Source organism: Paenibacillus sp. FSL R7-0312 (genome assembly GCF_038004445.1).
Taxonomy (GTDB): Bacteria; Bacillota; Bacilli; order Paenibacillales; family Paenibacillaceae; genus Paenibacillus_AQ.
The window spans coordinates 431,097-449,515 of the sequence record NZ_JBBORE010000001.1 but is presented as its reverse complement, the minus strand read 5'-3'; the positions used below and the strand labels follow the sequence as shown (position 1 = coordinate 449,515).

The following is an 18,419-nucleotide window of genomic DNA, read 5'->3' as shown; positions in this document are numbered from 1 at the left end:
CGGCTTTTGTCTGCTTATTTAAACTTTCTGCTTACCTGTTCAATCTATGCATCATCTCTCGGATGGGGGTGCCCGGCTGTGTTCCCAGCTCCTGCAGCAGGACTTCCTCCAGCTTGCGGTACCGCCGGATGGCCTCGCTTGTTCTTCCGAGTCCGATCAACAGCCGCAGGGTCTGCCCGGCGATATCCTCGCGCAGGGCATCGATCCGGAGAATTTCATCATATGCCTGCAATGCCTGCTCCATCTGATGCTGCTCGAGATAGTTACGGGCGGCCAACTCTTGCAGCTCTATATAATCCTGCTCCAGGCGGCGCGCCTTGGTGCTGGCCCATTCGTAGGTTTTACCCTTAAGAAAAGGTCCGGTATACAAAGCTGCTGCCTGTTTCAGTAATTCCTTATGTCCGTCCCGGTTCATTCTGATTTCTCTCAGCAAACGCTCGAATGCATACAGGTCACAGGACAGGGAATTCTCCACGATCTGTACCTCATTCCGGTCAGGCAGCAGGCATATCTTAAGCCCGCTTTCACTGATAGCTTTGCGGATATAATACAGATTGCTATTCAGGTTGTTGCTTGCCTTCCCGGACTCAAACCCGCTCCACAGGGTGTCCATAATCTCGTCACGGCTGACTGAGCGTTTGTACAGGAGATAAGCGAACAGTTCCTCCGTCTTGGGGCTCCTCAGCTTGAGTGGCTTCCTGTCCGGTCCGGGGTGCATCAGCTTAAAGCCGTCAAACATGCATACCTCCAGCACAGGCTCCACCTCTTGCCGCCGCGGCCGCCGCCTTATTTTATCCAGAGTCTGTCTCACCCGTTCGGCAGAAACCGGCTTCAGCAGATAGTCAGTCGCGCTGGCGTCGAACGCCTGAAGCGCATATTCCTCATAGCCGGTAACGAATACCACGTCCATAGCATCATATAGCTCATGGAGCTGCCGGGACAACTTCATCCCGCTTACCTCCGGCATGGAAATATCCAGAAAAGCAATATCGATAGGGTTGTCCCTGGCATATTCATAGGCCTTCAACGGATTCCGGAAGGTCTGGCAGATCTCGACCTCTCCACTCTCGGACAGAACCCAGCTGAGCTGATTAAGTGAAAGCCGTTCATCATCGACAATTATCGCCCGAAGCATCTGTTCACCTCTTTAATCATCATGAGTCATTAGTCCTAGAAAATCCAATCAGTCATTAATATTAGCAAATTACAGATAGGCTTTCAATTAGAATTCACACCGGCAAAAGTCTATTTGTGTCGGCACGGAGGGGTAAAGGTACGGTCACTACAAAACCAGATCCTTATTATACCTTTTGACTATAGCCAGATATCACTTTTAAGTGTTACGTACCTCTAAGCCCTCCGTGCTAGAATTTAGACACAAAAGAAAGAGATATGTGAGAATAGAGGAGGACTATATATGTGCAATAGATTTCAAATCGTAGGCAGCCTGCTGCGTCCGGCGGAGCTATTAGAATATAAACAGCAGATTGAACACCGTGATGATATCCAGTATCCCTTTTACCAGGACTTTCAGGGGTATGAGCAGTGTGAAGCGGAGGCCATTCAGGCTGTAGTGGATAAAGAAAGAGACAACGGGTTGTCCATTCTTACGGATGGGGAATATTCCAAGTCGATGTGGCATCTGGACTTCGTCTGGGGCTTCCAGGGGGTTGACCGCTATATCGCGGATCATGGATATTTCTTCAGAGATATAGATGGAGCCTCCAAATACGAGACTAGAAAAGATATCGGTCTGCGCATTACAGGTGAATTGGGCGGAAAGAACCATCATTTCATTCATGCCTATAAGAAGCTTCAAGCTCTTGCCGGTGACCGTGAGACCAAGCTGTGCGTCCCTTCGCCGTCCCATATTTATGGTGAGCTATCCTGGTCGGATAACATTGGCAGTACACAAGTGTACAAGGACAGACAGGGACTGAAAGAGGGCCTGGTCCAAGCGTATAAGGAGTTTGTAGAGGAATTTGCTGCGGCTGGCGGACGTATTCTGCAATTCGACGATTGCTTATGGGAGTTATTTGCCGATGATAACCCGAACTCTCCATTTACCGGCGAGAAAATCAATCATGAGGAAGTACAGGGTCTGGCGGCAGAATTCATTGACATTAACAATACAATCATTGATTACGGCCATAGCTTGGGCCTCCTCATGTGGACGCATAACTGCCGCGGCAACTATGATTCCCGTAATATGGGCGGCGGCTCGTATGCCAAGATTGCGAATCTGTTCCTCAAGCAGCTGAAGTACGACCGCTTCTTCCTGGAATGGGATGATGACCGTGCAGGCTCTCTTGAGGCGCTAGCGGTGTTCAAAGATAGACCGGAGACGGAGATTGTACTGGGATTGCTGTCTTCCAAAACGAATACGCTTGACGATGAGGCCCGTGTAGTTCAAATGCTTGATGAAGCAGCGAAAATTATTGATAAGGACAGATTGTTACTGTCCCATCAATGCGGGTTCGCGTCCTGCGATGGCGGTAATGAATTAACGGAAGATGAGCAGTGGGCGAAGATTAGACAGGGACAAGAGATTGCCCGGCAATATTGGGGTTAAGTAACAAACAACAAGATCGCCCTCCACACAGCTCTCTTGAGCGGATGGAGGGCGATCTTGTTATGAGAAACTCCTGTATCTTCACTATTCCACTAGTCTACTCCACCAGCCTGAGCAAATACCCGTAATGCTCCGTTTCCATCTGGTCCAGGGGGATGAAGCGGATGGAGGCGCTGTTGATGCAGTAGCGTTTGCCGCCGCGGTCTTCGGGGCCGTCATCGAACACATGACCCAGGTGGATATCGCCGGATTGGCTGCGGACCTCGGTGCGTTCCATGCCGAAGCTGGTGTCCGTGGTGTAGGTTACCACCTCCGGGGTAATGGGCTTCGTGAAGCTGGGCCATCCGCAACCGGAATCGTATTTATCCTTGCTGGTGAATAAGGGCTCTCCTGTCGTGATATCGACATACAGACCGGGTTCGTAGTTATCCCAATATTCGTTGCTGAAGGCATGTTCGGTATCATTATTGACTGCGACCGCATACTGTTCAGCGGTTAATTGTTCTTTCAATTGTTCATCGGAGGGGCGGGGGTATTGGGCAGGATCAATCACAACCGCTTGCTCATCCAGAATACTTAAGTCAATGTGGCAGTATCCGTTCGGGTTCTTCTCCAGATAATCCTGATGGTACTCCTCGGCCAGATAATAGTTCTTCAGAGGCAGAACTTCCGTTACGATCGGCTTATCATAGTTCGTCTGCTCCTGATCTACGGCCTGCTGAATGATGGCTGCATCCTCTGGGGACGAATAATAGATTCCTGTCCGATATTGAACGCCTCTGTCATTGCCTTGCTTATTCAGGCTGGTAGGATCAACCACTTTGAAATAAGACTCCAGCAATTGCTGCAGCGTCACTTGCTTCGGATCATATTTCACATGAACGGTCTCCGCGAACCCCCGGTGCCCGCGAATGACATCTTCATAGGCCGGATTCTCGCCTTCCCCGTTGGCATAACCAGAGGTTACATCCTGAACTCCCTGAATGCGGGACATATAGGCCTCCACCCCCCAGAAGCAGCCGCCTGCGAGGTACAGATTGTGCAGATCCTTATCGGCGATGGTGGTGGTCTTCACGGCCCGGACCGGCGCCGAAGAAGCGGTCCGGCTCTCCGCATTGTTTCCACAAGCAGATAGTACGATAGCCATGGTAAGCAGGCATAAGCCCCATAAGGTACGTTTCATGAGTATTCCTCCTTCCTTACATCATTCCCCCGAAGGTCTCGATAATTTGCTCATTGGAAGCATGACCCGGGAGTGATTTCACTAGATTTCCGTCTGCATCAATATAATAGGAGGTAGGGAATGCCCTGACTTCAAATTTCTTGGCCCATACCCCATCCTCATCCAAAAGTACGGTTAAGTTATCATAAGACTGTCTCTTGAACCACTCTGTAAATTCCTTGGAAGACTTTTCTCCCTTGGCATCCGGTGTAACGATCGTGACCACCTGGAAATCATTCTCTTGCCCGGCCAAGGTATTGAGGTCCTCAAGTCCGGCCAGACAGATGGAACACCAGGAAGCCCAATATTTCACATACACTTTCTTACCCTGTAGATCCGACAGTTGAAGAGAGTTTCCCTTCAGATCCTGTAATGCAAAATCAGGTGCAGGCTTTCCTTTGTCCATTGCAGCGGGGGAGCCGGTATTGCCGGCGGGTGCGTCCGGTTTCGTACCACAGGCCATCAGGAGCGACAGCATTCCGCCAATCACCAGGACATATCCCATCCATTTCCACGCACGCCTCATAGCTAACCCTCCTAGCGATTTATTGAATCCAGCCGACAATCGTGTTCAGCCGGTCTGTCATCAGCAGCAGTCCCATTATAATCAGCATACAGCCGGACGCGATTTTGATTCCTCCCATGAATCTGTACAAGCGGCGAATCCGCTTCACTAGAACCTCCGAGAACACGGACATGATCAGGAAGGGGATAGCTAGACCGAGCGTATACAGGAACATGAGGAAGCCTCCATAAGCAGGAGAGCCTTCACCGGCAGCGATGCTGAGAATGCCTGCGAGTACCGGGCCGATGCAGGGAGTCCAGCCGAAGCTGAACGTCAGACCGAGCAGGAAGGCGCCTATATATCCGCCTTTGGTCACACGATTGCTGGATAGTTTTTTTTCCCGTTCCAGCCAAGATAACTTGATGAGGCCTGTCTGATAGATCCCGAACAAGATAACGATGGCTCCGCAGATGGCAATGAATCTCGGGCTGGATATGATATTGCCAAGGATGCCGGAACCGAAACCAAGTAAGATGAAGACTACAGAGAGTCCAAGAACAAACAACAACGTCCGCATCATGAAACTGGAACGAAACCGGAAGGAGCGGGTGTCAGCCACTCCCTGATTCGCGCCATCCGCTATACCGCCAGACAGATAAGACACATATACCGGAAGCAACGGCAGAATACATGGTGCAAAAAACGATAACAGCCCTGCGCCGAATACGCCGAACAGAAATATAGAATCACCGGCCAAATCTGTCACCACCTTAATAAATGCTATTTACCGTGACGCTAAGGCTTATCGGCTGGTATAGATGGGGACGGTGAACCAGAAGCAGCTGCCTGCTCCCTGAACACTGTGCACCCCAATATCGCCGCCGTGAAGCTCAACAATCGATTGTGCGATGGCGAGGCCTAGACCGGCGCCTCCATTGTTCTTGCTGCGTGATTTATCAATCCGGTAGAACCGTTCAAATATACGTGCGGTCTCCTCCGCTTCAATTCCCTGACCTTCATCGGTCACTGAGATTCGCAGGTATGGACCCTCCTCAGTGGCAGCCAGAACGATCTTTCCTTCCACTGGGGAATGCTGAATGGCATTCTGCAATAAATTGGACAGGACCCGCTTAATCTGCGCAGGCATCATCAGAGCGGCAGGTAATTTATCCGGCAGCTCAATCTCCACGTTCAGCTTCTTCTCCGTGAGGTGGAACGAGAAGCTCTCCAGAGTACTAATCAGCAGCTCATCGGCATGGCAAGGCAGCGGGTTGAAGATTTCGCCGTTGGCTTCCAGACTGGATAATTCAAATAAATCATGGATCAGCCCCGCAAGCCGCTTCGTCTCCAGCCGGATGGTATTCAGATATCGTTGAAAGGTTACTTCGTCCTTAATGACATCATCCTCCAGTGCTTCAACAAACGATTGAATGGAGGCCAAGGGTGTCCGCAGATCGTGGGAGACATTCGCAATCAGTTCCCGCCGTGCGGATTCAGAATGGTGCAGATGGTCGAAGCTTTCCTTCAGCTTGAAGCTCATTACATTGAATTGCTGTGCCAGAAGCTTGAATTCTTGCGGGCCGATTAAGGGGACTTCGGTATGGAAATCCCCTTCGGCAATTCGCACAGTCTGCTGTGTAATCCGTGCAATGGATTTCTCTAACGGCCTTGTCAGCAAATGCTGCAGGATGAAGGAGAACAAGCCTACCCCGGCCGTTATACCGGACAACCAATAGAATTGATTGATGGTGAGCAGCATTTTGGAGTAGCTGACAAATAAACAGATGAGCAATACTCCAATTCCCGTGAGGCTGGACAACAATAAATACGTACGCAGTTTCATTAGATGCCATCCCCCGCAAACTTATAGCCTATTCCCCAGACCGTCTTGATATATTTCGGGTCGGAGGGAGTCTGTTCGATCTTCTCCCTTAATCTCCGGATATGCACGGTAACTGTAGTCGTATCTCCTTCATAGCTGAAATCCCAGATCTTGCTCAGAATCTGTGTCCGGGAGAACACCTGACCCGGATGGCCGGCCAGCAAATACAGCATCTCGAACTCTGTAACCGTCAAGTCAATCGCCTGTCCGCTGATCTCCACGGTACGCTTCCCGACATCGATGGTCAGTCCCTCGTACTTAATGGTGTGTTCAGCGGCGGTAACAGGCGATACTTGGACATATCTCATTCTGCGCAGGATCGCCTGCACACGCAGAACGAGTTCTCTTGGACTGAAGGGCTTGGTTAAATAATCATCCGCACCCATCGTCAGCCCCATCAGACGATCCTGTTCCTCACCCCGGGCGGTCAGCATAATGATCGGGATATCTTCTGATTGCCGGATCTCGTTGCACACTTCCCAGCCATTCTTATGCGGCATCATCAGATCGAGCACAATCAGGCTGGGAGTCTGACTGCGCCATAGCTCTAGCGCCTCTAGTCCGTCTTTGGCGGTTATCACCAGATAACCTTCCCGTTCGAGATACCTCCGGCACACATCGGTAATATTTGAATCGTCATCAGCGACCAGCACTCGTTCATTCACACTAACCCACCCCATATCCGGAAAAATACATTTGAATCCATCATATCATATGGTGATGGTAAGGCTCGGTCCGTCTTATTTCATAGCCTTGGCAGGCTTCATGTAATCAGCAATCACCGTATTCACCACATAGGTACTGCCATCGTAGAGAGCAGGGGCCATATTCAGGTTAACGTTCTTTCCGTCGACCATAATCTTTTTCGATCCAATCCATACCTTGATCATCTTGCCCGCCGGCTTCATACCGTCATCCATCATCTCGCCGTCGTCCATCATCTTGCCGTCGTCCATCATCTCGCCGTCATCCATCATCTTGCTGTCGTCCATCATCTTGTCCATGTATACCAGGGATACAGAGCGGTCCTTGCTGTTCCACTCGATGCTGTAGCCGTACATCCCGGCCGCCTGTCTTAAGTTCATAAGCTCCATGCCGTCTTTTTTCATCGTTGTGATTCCTGCCGCCGCACCGGCTATTCCAGACACCGCCAGAGAGAGCACCAATACCGCTGTCATCATTACCATTTTGCCTGATTTACTTTTACCCATGCTTATCACGCTCCATCGTTTTTTTGGATTACATGGAACAGCATAAGCAAGAGAGCTTACGATTCTCTAAGCTAAGTATTACGATTGTCTTACGAAGTGAGCAGAGATTGGATATCCGGGCTGCTATGAAACACAATGTCGCATTAATCCGGCTGCAATGTCGCAAAAGTACATGGAAACGGAGCAGGCAGATCGATTATACTCACTTTACAAATATGATAATGAAAATCATTATCACATAAAAGGGGGAGTCAGCATGAAGGCAGCAAAGAGGCAGACAACCGGCAGCAGGATATACGCCGCTCAGAAATCAGGACTATTATTGGTATGGATGCTGGCACTGTTACTTGTGCTGACGGCATGCGGCACTGGAGGAGACACTAATGGAGGCACAGCCGCACAGCCGTCGGCTGTAGCTTCAGCCTCAGCCGAGCCGTCTGCGCCACTGGATACAGAGGCTCAGTCGTCGCCGGAGGCGCAGGCTGCTGCAGCTTTTCCGGTAACGATCTCACACCTGAAGGGCGAATATACACTGACGGAGAAGCCGAAGGTGATTGCTGCGCTTGATGTGAAATTCGTCGATCAATTGATAGCAGTGGGTGAGCGCCCGGCGGGCAGCGTTGTGGCTGGGACGAAGGATGAATTTCCGGAATATTTAAACGCCCAATTGGGGGATGTGAAGGTCCTTGGCACACGGGATGAGCCCAATCTTGAGGCAATTGTGGCGCTGAATCCGGATCTTATATTGATGACCGACTTTCAGGAGGAGGTATATGACAGCGTCAGCCAAATTGCGCCTACAGTGGTGCTCGATTTCTACGAGGATTGGCGGGATACGCTGGCTGTCATCGGTACGATAACAGGTAAGCAGGCGGAGGCAGAGTTGGTGCGGCAGGCTTACGGGGACAAAATCACCGGACTGCGGGAGCAGCTGGCGGCGAAGCTGGGCGATGAAACCATAGCGCTGATTCGTCCGAGACCGGAGGGTATCCGTGTACATGGTCCCGAACACCGGACCGGAAGTATTCTTTATGAGGATTTGGGGTTAAATGTCCCGGCCTTCGTTCAGGAGATTAAAGATGACACCTCCGTTGAAATTTCGATGGAGACAGTTGCTGATGTCGGAGCTGATCATTATTTCCTGCTGTCGGATGATTTGTTCGCCAAAGAGGCAGAGGCTCTGGCGGGCAGTCCGGTCTGGAAATCGCTTGATGCCGTCAAGAATAACCGTGCCTATGACGTGAATTCAACGCTCTGGATCGCTTACTATGGCCCTATTGCGCTCAATATTATTGTAGATCAGGCCTCGGAAGCACTGCTGGGAACGCATTGAAATGGACAACTATCTGTCGTCGGCCTCATGGAAGGACATGGCGGAGGAATACCGCCTGTGGATGGGCGGTCCGCCTAAAGACAGCGTCCGCACCCTTGCTCTGGGCCAGCTGCAGGAAGAAGCGGCATGCCGCGAGTATGTAAGCTGGCTTAAGGATTATATTGGCGCGCCGGACATGCAGGTTGCGGCTTCCATGCTGGCTAAGCGGATCGGCTATCTGTGGATCGCGCCGTTGCTGACTGCGATGACCTTTCATAACCGGGAGGTCTCCTTCCCGCTGGACAATAGCTTCCTCTATCATCCGGCTTCCCCTGAGTTTAAAGGGGATACGCAGTTTCCTTTCCTGGCGGTGAGCGGGGTTCGATCAGCATCACCACCGGAAGACAGGGAAGCGTGGCGGGAGGCGGTTATAGAGGAGAATTTTGCGGTTCGGCTTGCCCCGCTGCTGCAGACGCTTGCCGCCATAGGACCCGTCCCGATGGCGGTGCTTTGGGAGAATATTATGGTGCGCATTGCCCCGCTATATTCTCCTGGAGCTGAGGAATCCGGGCAAGACAGGCAGCGGCTGCAAGCCGATTTTGCTTTTCTGACCCGGACGGCCCCCGGGAAGTTGTTTGGTACAAGACGCAATCCGTTTACCCCGTTCATAGAGAACAAGGACGAGATTCCGGCGGCGAAGAACAAACGCATCACCTGCTGCTTCTATTCCCGGATGTCAGGGGAGTATTGCAGGAAATGCCCGAAAATTGACAATGAGAATGAATCTCAATTAAAATGACAACAAGCACGTCCGTTTAGCAGAGGATGCTATTGTCAGGAGATGAGAGAAATGCCGCTGCAGGAGCAGGCAAGTTTATGGAGTGATACGGCGATCAAGACGCTTAACGTACGCAGCGGTACTTTGCCGCCCGGCGGTGTTCTGAGCGAAACGAAATTGTCAGCCAATCTGTTGTTACTGGCAGGCGGCGGGGAAGGGAGGCTTGTGATCAATGGCGAGGTTCGCCATATCCAGGCCTCTTTTGTCTGCCACGCTGTCAAGGGGTCGGCATTTACGATGACTGCCGGACCGGAGAACATTCATTATACCGTTATTATCTACAAGGCTGTTCCAATGGCGGGAGCGGCCCGTGTACTGTTCCCGCAGCAGAGCCACCCGCTGCGCACTTCGTTTGTTCATCATCCCGCGCATCCGGCAGAACTGCATCAGACAGCAGACAAGCTCGCAGCCAAATGGAGCCGGGGAGAAGGGCTGGAACGGTTCCATGCCAATGCGCTACTGCAAGGAATGCTGTACGAGCTTATTATGGAGCATGAACGCGGTCAGGGCGGCGGGGAGCCGGACATGGTGGAGGTTGTTGCTGCCTATATAGCGGGGCATTATCGTCAGGAGCTGGAGCTTAAAGAGCTGGCTGCGCTTGCCGGATGCGGTGCAAGACAGCTGCAGCGGAGGTTCAAGCAGGAGAAGCTGCTCGGCCCGATGGAATATGTGATCCGGCTGCGGATGGAGAGCGCAGAGCGGATGCTGCGTCATACGGATGCTCCTATCGGCGAAATCGCTGAAAGAACAGGCTACCGCGACATGTATTACTTCAGCAGGGCGTTCAAGAAATATTATGGAGTCCCCCCGCAGCTCTACAGGCGGACTGCCGCTTCAGGGCCCGGTGCAGGCGCTGCTTATTCCGGGCTGCCGGACCCCGTGATCGGCCATATGCGGGGCGAATATAACGTCATTGCTTCTCCGCAGCGTATCGCTGTACTCGATGTCCAATATGCTGATCATTTGCTTGCCCTTGAGCTGTCACCCGCAGGAAGTGTAGGATTGGGCGGTGCAGTGTTGAAATTCCCCCAATATATCAGGGAAAGGCTTAAGGCAACGGAAATGCTCGGAACCTACGAGTATCCGGACCTGCAGGCTGTGGAACGGCTGCAGCCGGATTTGATTATCTGTACTGAGGTGCACGATCAGCATTATGAACGCTTAAGCCGGATTGCTCCCACTATCATGTTTCGGCGCAATGAGAGCTGGCAGACGATTCTGAGCCTGCTTGGTGAACTGACGGGCAAGCGGGCCGAGGCGGAACGTATTATTGCCGATTACCTTCGCCGCACGGCATTGCTCTCAGAAGAGCTTGCCCCGGTGCTGGCAGGCAAAAGCGTGGCTCTGATCCGCCCGCGGGAGTCACTGGTCCGGGTACATACGGCTTCGCACCGCACGGGCGCCGTGCTGTACCGGGACCTGGGTCTGCCTGCTCCGCTATTTGTCGCAGATACCTCCGACACGGCGTATCATATTTCCGTCGATAGGCTACCGGCTGTGCATGCCAGCCACTACTTTTGGCTAAGCAACGAGATGCTGCAGGATGACATAGCTGTGACCGAGCAGAACGTCCGGGGATTGCTGGATGCAGATGAACGGCAGCATATATACCCGGTGGATGCCGCTACATGGATCGGCTGCTATGGACCGACAGGCATCAATTGCATTGTGGACCAGGTAGCCCGCGCCTTGCTGGCCTGAGCGGTGCCAATAGTTCTTAATTGAGCGGCGTTTTTAATTATACCGATTGGCGGTTTGTCTTATTTATAGGCTGACCCGGACGGGGGACTTGGTGCAATACCTTTAATCATCAATTCCGTCCATTGGGCGGTATAAGGAATGATCTTGTCGTAGATATGAGGGCTGGAGATCCCTTCAACTAAGGCCTGGAAATAAATCAAAAGAAATTCATCTGAATATTTCAGATCAACCTTGCCTTCTTTACGTCCGCGGTGGAATAAATCCAGCATGATATTAAAGCTTTCCTTAGCGTATTGCTGCATCAGCAAAGATAAGCCATCATCCCCCTTCTTGGTGAAGTAATCCATCAGGTCTAAATAAAACTTTTTGTTGATTTTGTCCAGATAATGGATTTTGTTTTGACTCATGGCAATGAGGGTCTCTTCGAAGGGTTTATTTTCGGCCATGATTCCCCGGGCGACTTCCCCCATTTTATTCAAAAAATACTTAAAAACCTCATGGATCAGATTTTCTTTACTCCCGAAATATTTAAAAATCGTTGTTTTTCCAACGTTGGAATTTTCAGCAATCTCATCCATTGTTACTTTTTCTATACCGGCATCTGTATTCATTAAGTTAAAGGTTGCTTCTAATACTTGATTTTTCTTCTCCTGTGTCCTCTTTTCGAAACCATTCATTTATCATTCCTGCCTTCTATCTGAAGTGAGTAAAAAATGTTTTGAGGTGATTCAGTTCATATTTTTCTTTCCTATATATTATATATCCATAGTTATGGGTTATCAAGCATGCAATAGTTCTAAACTAACGATTTTTAAATTGACTAGGTCTATAAAAAGAGATATAACTGAATATGTAAATGAACTTTGGTTTAAAACAAAGGGTAAATTAGAAAATTATGAACTTTAATGCTGTTAATAGTTCATATTAATCTGAAACTTTGCTTTAGACTGGAAAGCACGTTACTAAAACTGTTTAAAAGGAGTTTTAGTGCTATGGATAAAATTGTGAATGTGCAAGGCCTGCAAAAAAAGTTCGGGAAATTCAAGGCACTGCATGATGTGACATTCACAGTAAATGCCGGGGAGGTTGTGGGCTTTATTGGGCCGAATGGCGCAGGTAAGTCAACAACGATTCGGACTTTGCTGGGAATTATCAATCGTGATGCCGGGGATGTGAAGATCTTTGGCAAGGATGTATGGAAGGATAGCCTGGAGATTCATAAGCGGATATCCTATGTTCCAGGGGATGTGGCTCTGTGGGGCACCTTAACAGGCGGCGAAATTATTGATCTGTTTATTAAGCTACATGGTGGAGGAGACAAGGAGAAGCGTGATTATTTGATTCAACGTTTTGAACTCGATCCTAAGAAGAAGGCTAAAGGCTATTCAAAAGGGAACCGGCAAAAGGTTGGCTTGATTGCGGCTTTATCCGTTGACTCCGATTTGTATATTTTCGATGAACCGACTTCTGGTCTTGACCCGTTGATGGAAGCGGTCTTCCAAGATGAGGTTGAGAAAATTAAGCATACAGGGAAAGCAATCTTATTATCCTCTCATATTTTGAGTGAAGTGGAACGTTTAGCAGATAAGGTAGTTATCATTCGTCAAGGAAAGGTTGTTGAAACCGGGACATTGGATGAATTGCGTCACCTGACCCGTTCTACAGTGACTCTCGTAACCGAGGGGGATGTAGTTGAGATGGCATCAGTTAACGGTGTCCATGACTTTAAGCATACAGGCAATCAGGCGACATTCTCTGCGGATAATGAATATATCAATGACATATTGACTAGAGCGGCAACATTGGGTGTGAAGAGGTTTGAAGCTGTACCGCCAACGCTGGAAGACTTATTCATGCGGCATTATGAAGTCTAAGAGTTGGAACGGAGGAACATGCGATGAAAGAAAAATTTGCACGCTGGAATGTACTATTCATGCTATATCTGAAACGTGATTGGAAAAAAATAATGATCTGGATTATAGGCCTGGGTTTATTTTCAGCAGGTTATGTTCCGGCGTTTGAAGAAATCGGCAAGGGGCAAGGTTTGCAGGGGATGTATGAGACCTTGCAGAATCCCGCCATGATCTCAATGGTTGGGCCGACACCGGTTGATACCGCAGCGGGTTATACCTTGGGTGCAATGTATGCGCACGAAATGTTGTTATTCTGCGGTTTGTTTGCGATGATTATAGCTGCCTTGCATGTTGTGAGCCATACCCGTAAAGAAGAAGAGTACGGACTTACTGAACTGGTGCGCTCCTTTCAAGTAGGCCGTCAAGCTAACTCGTTTGCTGTGATTGCCGAAGTAGTGCTTATCAATATTGTATTGGCACTCCTTATTGGCGGGGTTATGACTAGCTTTGGTGCAGATACGATTTCGGCCGGGGGATCCTTCTTGTTTGGGGCATCCATCGGGATCGCTGGTATTTTGGGAGCTGTGATTGCATTAGTTATGGCACAAATTATGCCCACCTCCTCCGGAGCAACGGGTTCTTCGCTGGGAATTGTAGGTCTACTCTACATTATTCGTGCGGGTACGGATGTATCGAATGTTGAATTCTCAATGATCAATCCTATGGGTTGGACCTATCTGACTTATCCATTTACAGACAACAATTGGGTTCCCCTAATTCTGGCCGTAGCCTTCAGTGTCATTGTATTGATTCTTGCTTTTGCCCTTGAGGGCGGCCGGGATATGGGGGCTGGATATTTACCGGAAAGAGAAGGGCGTGAGGCAGCAAAAAAGTCATTGTTGTCCGTACCCGGCTTGTTTATGAAGCTTAACAAAGGCATTATCATTAGCTGGCTGATTGCCTTTGTAATTATGGGTGCCGCCTATGGTTCGATTTATGGAGATATGCAGACCTTCCTTAGTAGCAATGAAATGATGAGTCAAATGTTTACGATAGCAGGAGTTTCAATCGAAGCATCGTTTACTGGAACAATTATGATGGTAATGATTGGAATGGTTTCTATTTTACCCATTGCCATCGTTAATAAACTGTTTGCGGAAGAATCACGACTGCATTTGAGCCAGATATATTCAACCAAAGTGACCCGGGCTCAGCTCTATTGGACGAGTGTCATTATGGCAATTATTGCTGGATTAGTGGGCGTTCTGCTGGCTTCAGCCGGTCTTGGGGGCACAGCGATTTCTGCAATGGGTGACAGCTCATCCATGAATATAGTGGACTTCTTGGCTGCAGGCTATAACTTCCTGCCGTCTGTGTTGTTCTTTACCGGACTAGCAGCTTTGACTTTAGGCTGGGCACCAAAACTGGGCAAAGCTATTTATGCCTATCTTGGTTATTCTTTCGCCTTGAACTACTTTGGCGGGATTCTGGATTTACCGGAATGGTTCTCTAGTACAGCCGTTCAAAGTTGGATTCCGCGGATGCCGGTAGATAAGTTTGATGGAGTAGTCTTTATTACGATGACAGTGATTAGCATGGCCTTAATGGGATTGGGCTATATGGGATATCGCAAACGGGATATGGTTGAAGGGGCTTAACCGCTTACCGCTACAGGAATTCAAAGCTAAAAGACACGAATGGACTCGTGTCTTTTTTTTGCGTGGTACATCTTTAATCAATTGGTCATGGTTCCGCAATGGAAATCATCATTCGCATATACGAACGTTTGTGCTACAATACCTTTTGTGAATATATGGAAGGGGCTGCGTGGGTCTATGACAAAAAGGCGATGGGTCATGAAATTTATGCGGATGCACAAATGGGTTTTTCTATGCGGGTTCCTGATCACAACATTGATGACGATGGTCAACCTGATTTATCCGTTCCTGGGCGGGAAGATGATCAATATCGCTTTTTATGATAAAGACATGAGTGCCTTCTTGAATCTATGTCTGATCTATGCCGGTATACTCTTGTTCAATCAGTTTGTCGTTGCGACGTTAAACAATCTTATTTCGTCACAGCTGATGACGGGGTTTGTCTTCGATATCCGGCGGGCTCTGTTCAACAAGATATTACATAAAAAAGGCAAAGACCTCTCCGGGATGTACAGCGGGGATCTAATCAGCCGGATGAACCACGATGCTACGGATATTATGAATCTCGTCTTCTGGAGCGGACTGTGGGGATACTCCAACTTGCTGCATATCCTATTCGCTGTCTGTTTTATGTTTTACTACAATGTACTGCTGGGTGCGTTTACAGTCGTTCTGGTTCCCACCGTGTTTCTCGCCTCGAAAGTTTTCAAGACCAGAGCGCAACAGGTCAACAAGAAGCTTCGGGCGGAGCAGGGGAAGCTATCCTCGTATGTATTCGAAATTGTGAAGAATCTGCAGGACGTCAAAATCCTTAGCGCAGGTAAAAAGGTAACAAACACTTATCTAAGCAAAACGGCTGCCATTAATAAAATGAATGTGGAAAACGGAAGAATCGAAGTGACCACAGAAAGGGTGAATGCATTCATCACGCTTGCCGCACAATTGCTCATATTTATGATCTGCGCCTATTTCATTGTGAAAGGCCAAATGCAGCTTGGCGTCTTTGTAGCCGCCATAAGCTATTTCAATATGGCCGTGAATTACTTCAGCTCCATTAACGGTAAAATTACCGATGTCTGGGGGCAAATCGTCTCCCTGCAGCGAGTCGTGGATATTCTGAATGAGGAGGAAGAGGATTACCAGGAAAACCAGCCTCCGCAGCGTATAAAAGAGGGCATGATTGAATTTAATAATGTCACCTTTGGATACAGCGAAGACAGACAGGTTCTGAACGGGTTCAATCTCTGTGTCGATGCAGGCAGTACGATCGGTATTGTCGGTAGGAGTGGAGCGGGTAAAACAACGATGAGCAACCTGCTCTACAATCTATATCACGTGGACAGCGGCGAGCTTCTGATCGACGGTGTGAACGTTAATGACTATAACCTGCATAGCTTGCGGAGCCAGGTGGGGATTGTCCATCAGGAGACGATTCTGTATGATCAGACCCTGCGTTACAATCTTTCATTTACAAACAGCAAGGACAATGATGAAGCCTTAATGGAAGCGATTAAAAAAGCTGCTCTGTATGATGTGGTCATGACCTTCCCGGATGGGCTGGACACTCTGCTGGGGACGGGCGGGCAGGAATTATCCGGCGGGCAGAAGCAGCGTCTGGCAATCGCCAGGATATTAGTCAAGAATCCGAGGATTCTGATCTTCGACGAAGCTACATCCTTCCTCGACAGCCGGAACGAAGCGCTGATCCGGAAAGTAATGCGTGAGCTTTCGCAGGACCGGACGCTGATCATCATCGCCCACCGGTTCTCCACCATCCAGAGCTGTGATAGAATCGCGGTGTTAGCAGACGGTGTTGTCAAAGGCTACGATACTCACGACGTACTGATTACGAGCAATCCAACATACATAGACTTATTCAGTGAACAGTATGCAGGAGGGGAAGCAGTATGAAACGATGGGACACCTATAAGGCCTTAACCCGGGATATAGACGGTATCCGAAAACCGCTCCTTGCGCTGGGGATGTTCAAGATATGGAGCTTAGTATTCGGGCTGATCCCCCTGTTCTTGTACTCGTTATTGGTTAACCGCGTTTTGGTAGATAAGCAGTTGAATGAGCTTTGGCTAATCATCGGCGGGTATCTGGTGGTTTTCCTGCTTACTACAACCGGGATTGCCGTCAGTAAGCAGTTTTCCAACCAGTTAATCCTGAAATATGATCTGAGAATCAAGAATAAGCTGCTCAAAAAGCTCATCAGCCTCGATAACGCTGACTATAGCCAATATAGTATTGGCGATGTTAGAAGCCGGATTGAGAACGATTCAACAATTGCCGGAAAATTTTTCGAGACGCATGTCTTAGATTTTATCTACGCTGTTGTTTACGCTTTTGCACTGGCAGTGATTTTACTGTGCTATGACTGGCGGATCGCACTCATTAGTTTTATTTTTGTTCCGGTCTCTTTGGTAACGGTTAATTTTCTGGGAGGGAAAGCGAAGCATACCGGAGAGGAACTATGGGCACTGCAAATTCAATACGAGACCTTCCTGCACACGAGTTTTCAAAACTGGAAGGATATCAAGACCAACAACCTTGAAGATGCTCAATTTGCTGAATTAAACGGACATTATAAGAAGATCAGGCATGTCTGGTTTCTTAACCAGCTCTATATGCATCTGGGGATTACCTATTCGTTCTTCACCAAGAATTTCATTACCCAGCTGTTCATCTATTTTATCGGCGGATTATTTGTCATCAAAGGCTACTCGGAGGTTGGTGTGCTGCTTGTATTTATCAGCTTTTACGGGCAGTTCTTCGGATACATCGAGAACATTAGTAATTCCATGATGAACTTCAAGAATGACTCGGTGAGTATCGGTAAAGTGATCGGGATTCTAAATATAGAAGCAGCTAAGAAGCCTTATAAGAAGATTGAAGGAACAGATATCAATGTTGACCAGCTGAAATTCACCTATGAGGGGAACGATTCATTTGCGCTTGAGAGTATATCATTCTCTGTGGGTAAGGGGGAGCATCTGGCGATCGTTGGTCAAAGCGGCAGCGGCAAATCCACCATCGCCAAGCTGCTGACAGGGCAGCTGGAACCGCAAGAGGGAACGGTAAGCATTGGCGGCACAGATATCTCTTCGGTGAACAGTGAGAGTGTGTCCGATAAAGTGAGTATTGTTGTGCAGGAACCCGTCCTGTTCAATATGTCGATCAGAGACAACCTGTTGCTGGCCAAGGCCGGGGCAACCGACGCGGCATTGATAGAGTGCTGCCGCAGGGCGAGTATATATGATTTCATTGTCACCTTGCCGGATCAATTGGATACGATTATTGGAGAGAAGGGTGTGAAGCTCTCCGGAGGCCAGAGACAGCGGTTATCGATTGCGCGTGCTTTGTTACAGGACAGGGACATCATTATTTTTGACGAAAGCACAAGTGCGCTGGACAGCGAGAACGAGAGTGACATCATTGCAGAACTCAAGTCCCTTTCCTCAGGGAAAACCATGATCTCCATTGCTCACCGTCTATCTTCCATTCTGGACTGCGACAAAGTAATGGTTCTGCAAGCCGGCAGGGTCGCAGCCTTCGATACCCATGAGAACCTGTTTAACCGGAATGAAGCTTATGATTTGCTGTTTCAGAATCAGTATAGGGCAGGATGATCTAAGGAGACCCGGACGCCTTCAGCGCCCGGG

16 protein-coding genes are annotated in these 18,419 nt (G+C 49.0%); 8 read left to right on the top strand and 8 right to left on the bottom strand.

Annotated elements, in window-relative coordinates; all coding sequences use genetic code 11:
- Window positions 1–31 precede the first annotated feature (31 nt).
- Complete coding sequence (locus MKX70_RS01925; protein WP_042232535.1) at window positions 32–1,135, bottom strand: response regulator; 1,104 nt, start codon at window positions 1,133–1,135, stop codon at window positions 32–34.
- A gap of 282 nt (window positions 1,136–1,417) precedes the next feature.
- Between MKX70_RS01925 and MKX70_RS01920 the strand changes: the two genes are divergently transcribed.
- A complete protein-coding gene (locus MKX70_RS01920) occupies window positions 1,418–2,572 on the top strand; it encodes a cobalamin-independent methionine synthase II family protein (RefSeq protein WP_042232536.1) in 1,155 nt (384 codons plus the stop codon).
- Window positions 2,573–2,669: 97 nt separating this feature from the next.
- Here MKX70_RS01920 and msrB read toward each other — a convergent pair whose 3' ends face one another.
- The 6 genes from msrB to MKX70_RS01890 all read right to left on the bottom strand — a co-directional run bounded on the left by msrB (window position 2,670) and on the right by MKX70_RS01890 (window position 7,392).
- Window positions 2,670–3,755, bottom strand: coding sequence for a peptide-methionine (R)-S-oxide reductase MsrB (gene msrB / locus MKX70_RS01915; protein ID WP_340839444.1), 1,086 nt, complete (start codon window positions 3,753–3,755; stop codon window positions 2,670–2,672).
- 16 nt (window positions 3,756–3,771) lie between these two features.
- Window positions 3,772–4,320, bottom strand: a complete 549-nt coding sequence (locus MKX70_RS01910) for a TlpA family protein disulfide reductase (RefSeq protein WP_340839443.1) — start codon at window positions 4,318–4,320, stop codon at window positions 3,772–3,774.
- A gap of 19 nt (window positions 4,321–4,339) precedes the next feature.
- The gene (locus MKX70_RS01905) at window positions 4,340–5,056 is read right to left on the bottom strand and encodes a cytochrome c biogenesis CcdA family protein (RefSeq protein WP_445323634.1); all 717 of its coding nucleotides are present in this window, start codon (window positions 5,054–5,056) and stop codon (window positions 4,340–4,342) included.
- Window positions 5,057–5,101: 45 nt separating this feature from the next.
- Window positions 5,102–6,142 (bottom strand): sensor histidine kinase, encoded by a 1,041-nt coding sequence (locus tag MKX70_RS01900; protein WP_340781002.1) that lies wholly within the window; start codon window positions 6,140–6,142, stop codon window positions 5,102–5,104.
- A complete protein-coding gene (locus MKX70_RS01895) occupies window positions 6,142–6,846 on the bottom strand; it encodes a response regulator transcription factor (RefSeq protein WP_340781001.1) in 705 nt (234 codons plus the stop codon). The genes MKX70_RS01900 and MKX70_RS01895 overlap by 1 nt, the downstream gene beginning before the upstream one ends.
- Window positions 6,847–6,921: 75 nt before the next feature.
- Window positions 6,922–7,392, bottom strand: a complete 471-nt coding sequence (locus tag MKX70_RS01890) for a stalk domain-containing protein (RefSeq protein ID WP_340839442.1) — start codon at window positions 7,390–7,392, stop codon at window positions 6,922–6,924.
- A gap of 256 nt (window positions 7,393–7,648) precedes the next feature.
- Between MKX70_RS01890 and MKX70_RS01885 the strand changes: the two genes are divergently transcribed.
- The 3 genes from MKX70_RS01885 to MKX70_RS01875 are packed head-to-tail and all read left to right on the top strand — an operon-like array spanning window position 7,649 to window position 11,243.
- Complete coding sequence (locus MKX70_RS01885) at window positions 7,649–8,725, top strand: ABC transporter substrate-binding protein (protein WP_340839441.1); 1,077 nt, start codon at window positions 7,649–7,651, stop codon at window positions 8,723–8,725.
- 1 nt (window position 8,726) lies between these two features.
- Window positions 8,727–9,503: a ferric iron reductase gene (locus MKX70_RS01880; protein ID WP_340839440.1), complete on the top strand. Its 777-nt coding sequence runs from the start codon at window positions 8,727–8,729 to the stop codon at window positions 9,501–9,503.
- Window positions 9,504–9,554: 51 nt separating this feature from the next.
- Entirely contained in the window at window positions 9,555–11,243 is a 1,689-nt protein-coding gene (locus MKX70_RS01875) for a helix-turn-helix domain-containing protein (RefSeq protein WP_042232548.1), read from the top strand.
- A gap of 59 nt (window positions 11,244–11,302) precedes the next feature.
- Here MKX70_RS01875 and MKX70_RS01870 read toward each other — a convergent pair whose 3' ends face one another.
- The gene (locus MKX70_RS01870; RefSeq protein WP_042232551.1) at window positions 11,303–11,920 is read right to left on the bottom strand and encodes a TetR/AcrR family transcriptional regulator; all 618 of its coding nucleotides are present in this window, start codon (window positions 11,918–11,920) and stop codon (window positions 11,303–11,305) included.
- 315 nt (window positions 11,921–12,235) lie between these two features.
- On the opposite strand from MKX70_RS01870, the gene MKX70_RS01865 reads away from it, so the two are divergent.
- The 4 genes from MKX70_RS01865 to MKX70_RS01850 all read left to right on the top strand — a co-directional run bounded on the left by MKX70_RS01865 (window position 12,236) and on the right by MKX70_RS01850 (window position 18,386).
- Window positions 12,236–13,117 (top strand): ABC transporter ATP-binding protein, encoded by an 882-nt coding sequence (locus tag MKX70_RS01865; RefSeq protein WP_340780994.1) that lies wholly within the window; start codon window positions 12,236–12,238, stop codon window positions 13,115–13,117.
- A gap of 23 nt (window positions 13,118–13,140) precedes the next feature.
- The gene (locus MKX70_RS01860; RefSeq protein ID WP_340780993.1) at window positions 13,141–14,754 is read left to right on the top strand and encodes an ABC transporter permease; all 1,614 of its coding nucleotides are present in this window, start codon (window positions 13,141–13,143) and stop codon (window positions 14,752–14,754) included.
- A 198-nt stretch (window positions 14,755–14,952) separates the two neighbouring features.
- Complete coding sequence (locus MKX70_RS01855; RefSeq protein WP_340839438.1) at window positions 14,953–16,665, top strand: ABC transporter ATP-binding protein; 1,713 nt, start codon at window positions 14,953–14,955, stop codon at window positions 16,663–16,665.
- Window positions 16,662–18,386 carry an ABC transporter ATP-binding protein gene (locus MKX70_RS01850; protein ID WP_340839437.1) on the top strand — a complete coding sequence of 575 codons (1,725 nt, stop codon included), beginning with the start codon at window positions 16,662–16,664 and terminating at the stop codon, window positions 18,384–18,386. Before MKX70_RS01855 ends, MKX70_RS01850 begins: the two co-directional genes overlap by 4 nt.
- Window positions 18,387–18,419: the final 33 nt, after the last annotated feature.

Coding starts and splice junctions, on each gene's coding strand:
- MKX70_RS01925 (WP_042232535.1), bottom strand. CDS start 1,135: ATGCTTCGGGCGATAATTGTCGATGATGAACGGCTTTCACTTAATCAG.
- MKX70_RS01920 (WP_042232536.1), top strand. CDS start 1,418: ATGTGCAATAGATTTCAAATCGTAGGCAGCCTGCTGCGTCCGGCGGAG.
- msrB (WP_340839444.1), bottom strand. CDS start 3,755: ATGAAACGTACCTTATGGGGCTTATGCCTGCTTACCATGGCTATCGTA.
- MKX70_RS01910 (WP_340839443.1), bottom strand. CDS start 4,320: ATGAGGCGTGCGTGGAAATGGATGGGATATGTCCTGGTGATTGGCGGA.
- MKX70_RS01900 (WP_340781002.1), bottom strand. CDS start 6,142: ATGAAACTGCGTACGTATTTATTGTTGTCCAGCCTCACGGGAATTGGA.
- MKX70_RS01890 (WP_340839442.1), bottom strand. CDS start 7,392: ATGGGTAAAAGTAAATCAGGCAAAATGGTAATGATGACAGCGGTATTG.
- MKX70_RS01885 (WP_340839441.1), top strand. CDS start 7,649: ATGAAGGCAGCAAAGAGGCAGACAACCGGCAGCAGGATATACGCCGCT.
- MKX70_RS01880 (WP_340839440.1), top strand. CDS start 8,727: ATGGACAACTATCTGTCGTCGGCCTCATGGAAGGACATGGCGGAGGAA.
- MKX70_RS01875 (WP_042232548.1), top strand. CDS start 9,555: ATGCCGCTGCAGGAGCAGGCAAGTTTATGGAGTGATACGGCGATCAAG.
- MKX70_RS01870 (WP_042232551.1), bottom strand. CDS start 11,920: ATGAATGGTTTCGAAAAGAGGACACAGGAGAAGAAAAATCAAGTATTA.
- MKX70_RS01865 (WP_340780994.1), top strand. CDS start 12,236: ATGGATAAAATTGTGAATGTGCAAGGCCTGCAAAAAAAGTTCGGGAAA.
- MKX70_RS01860 (WP_340780993.1), top strand. CDS start 13,141: ATGAAAGAAAAATTTGCACGCTGGAATGTACTATTCATGCTATATCTG.
- MKX70_RS01855 (WP_340839438.1), top strand. CDS start 14,953: ATGAAATTTATGCGGATGCACAAATGGGTTTTTCTATGCGGGTTCCTG.
- MKX70_RS01850 (WP_340839437.1), top strand. CDS start 16,662: ATGAAACGATGGGACACCTATAAGGCCTTAACCCGGGATATAGACGGT.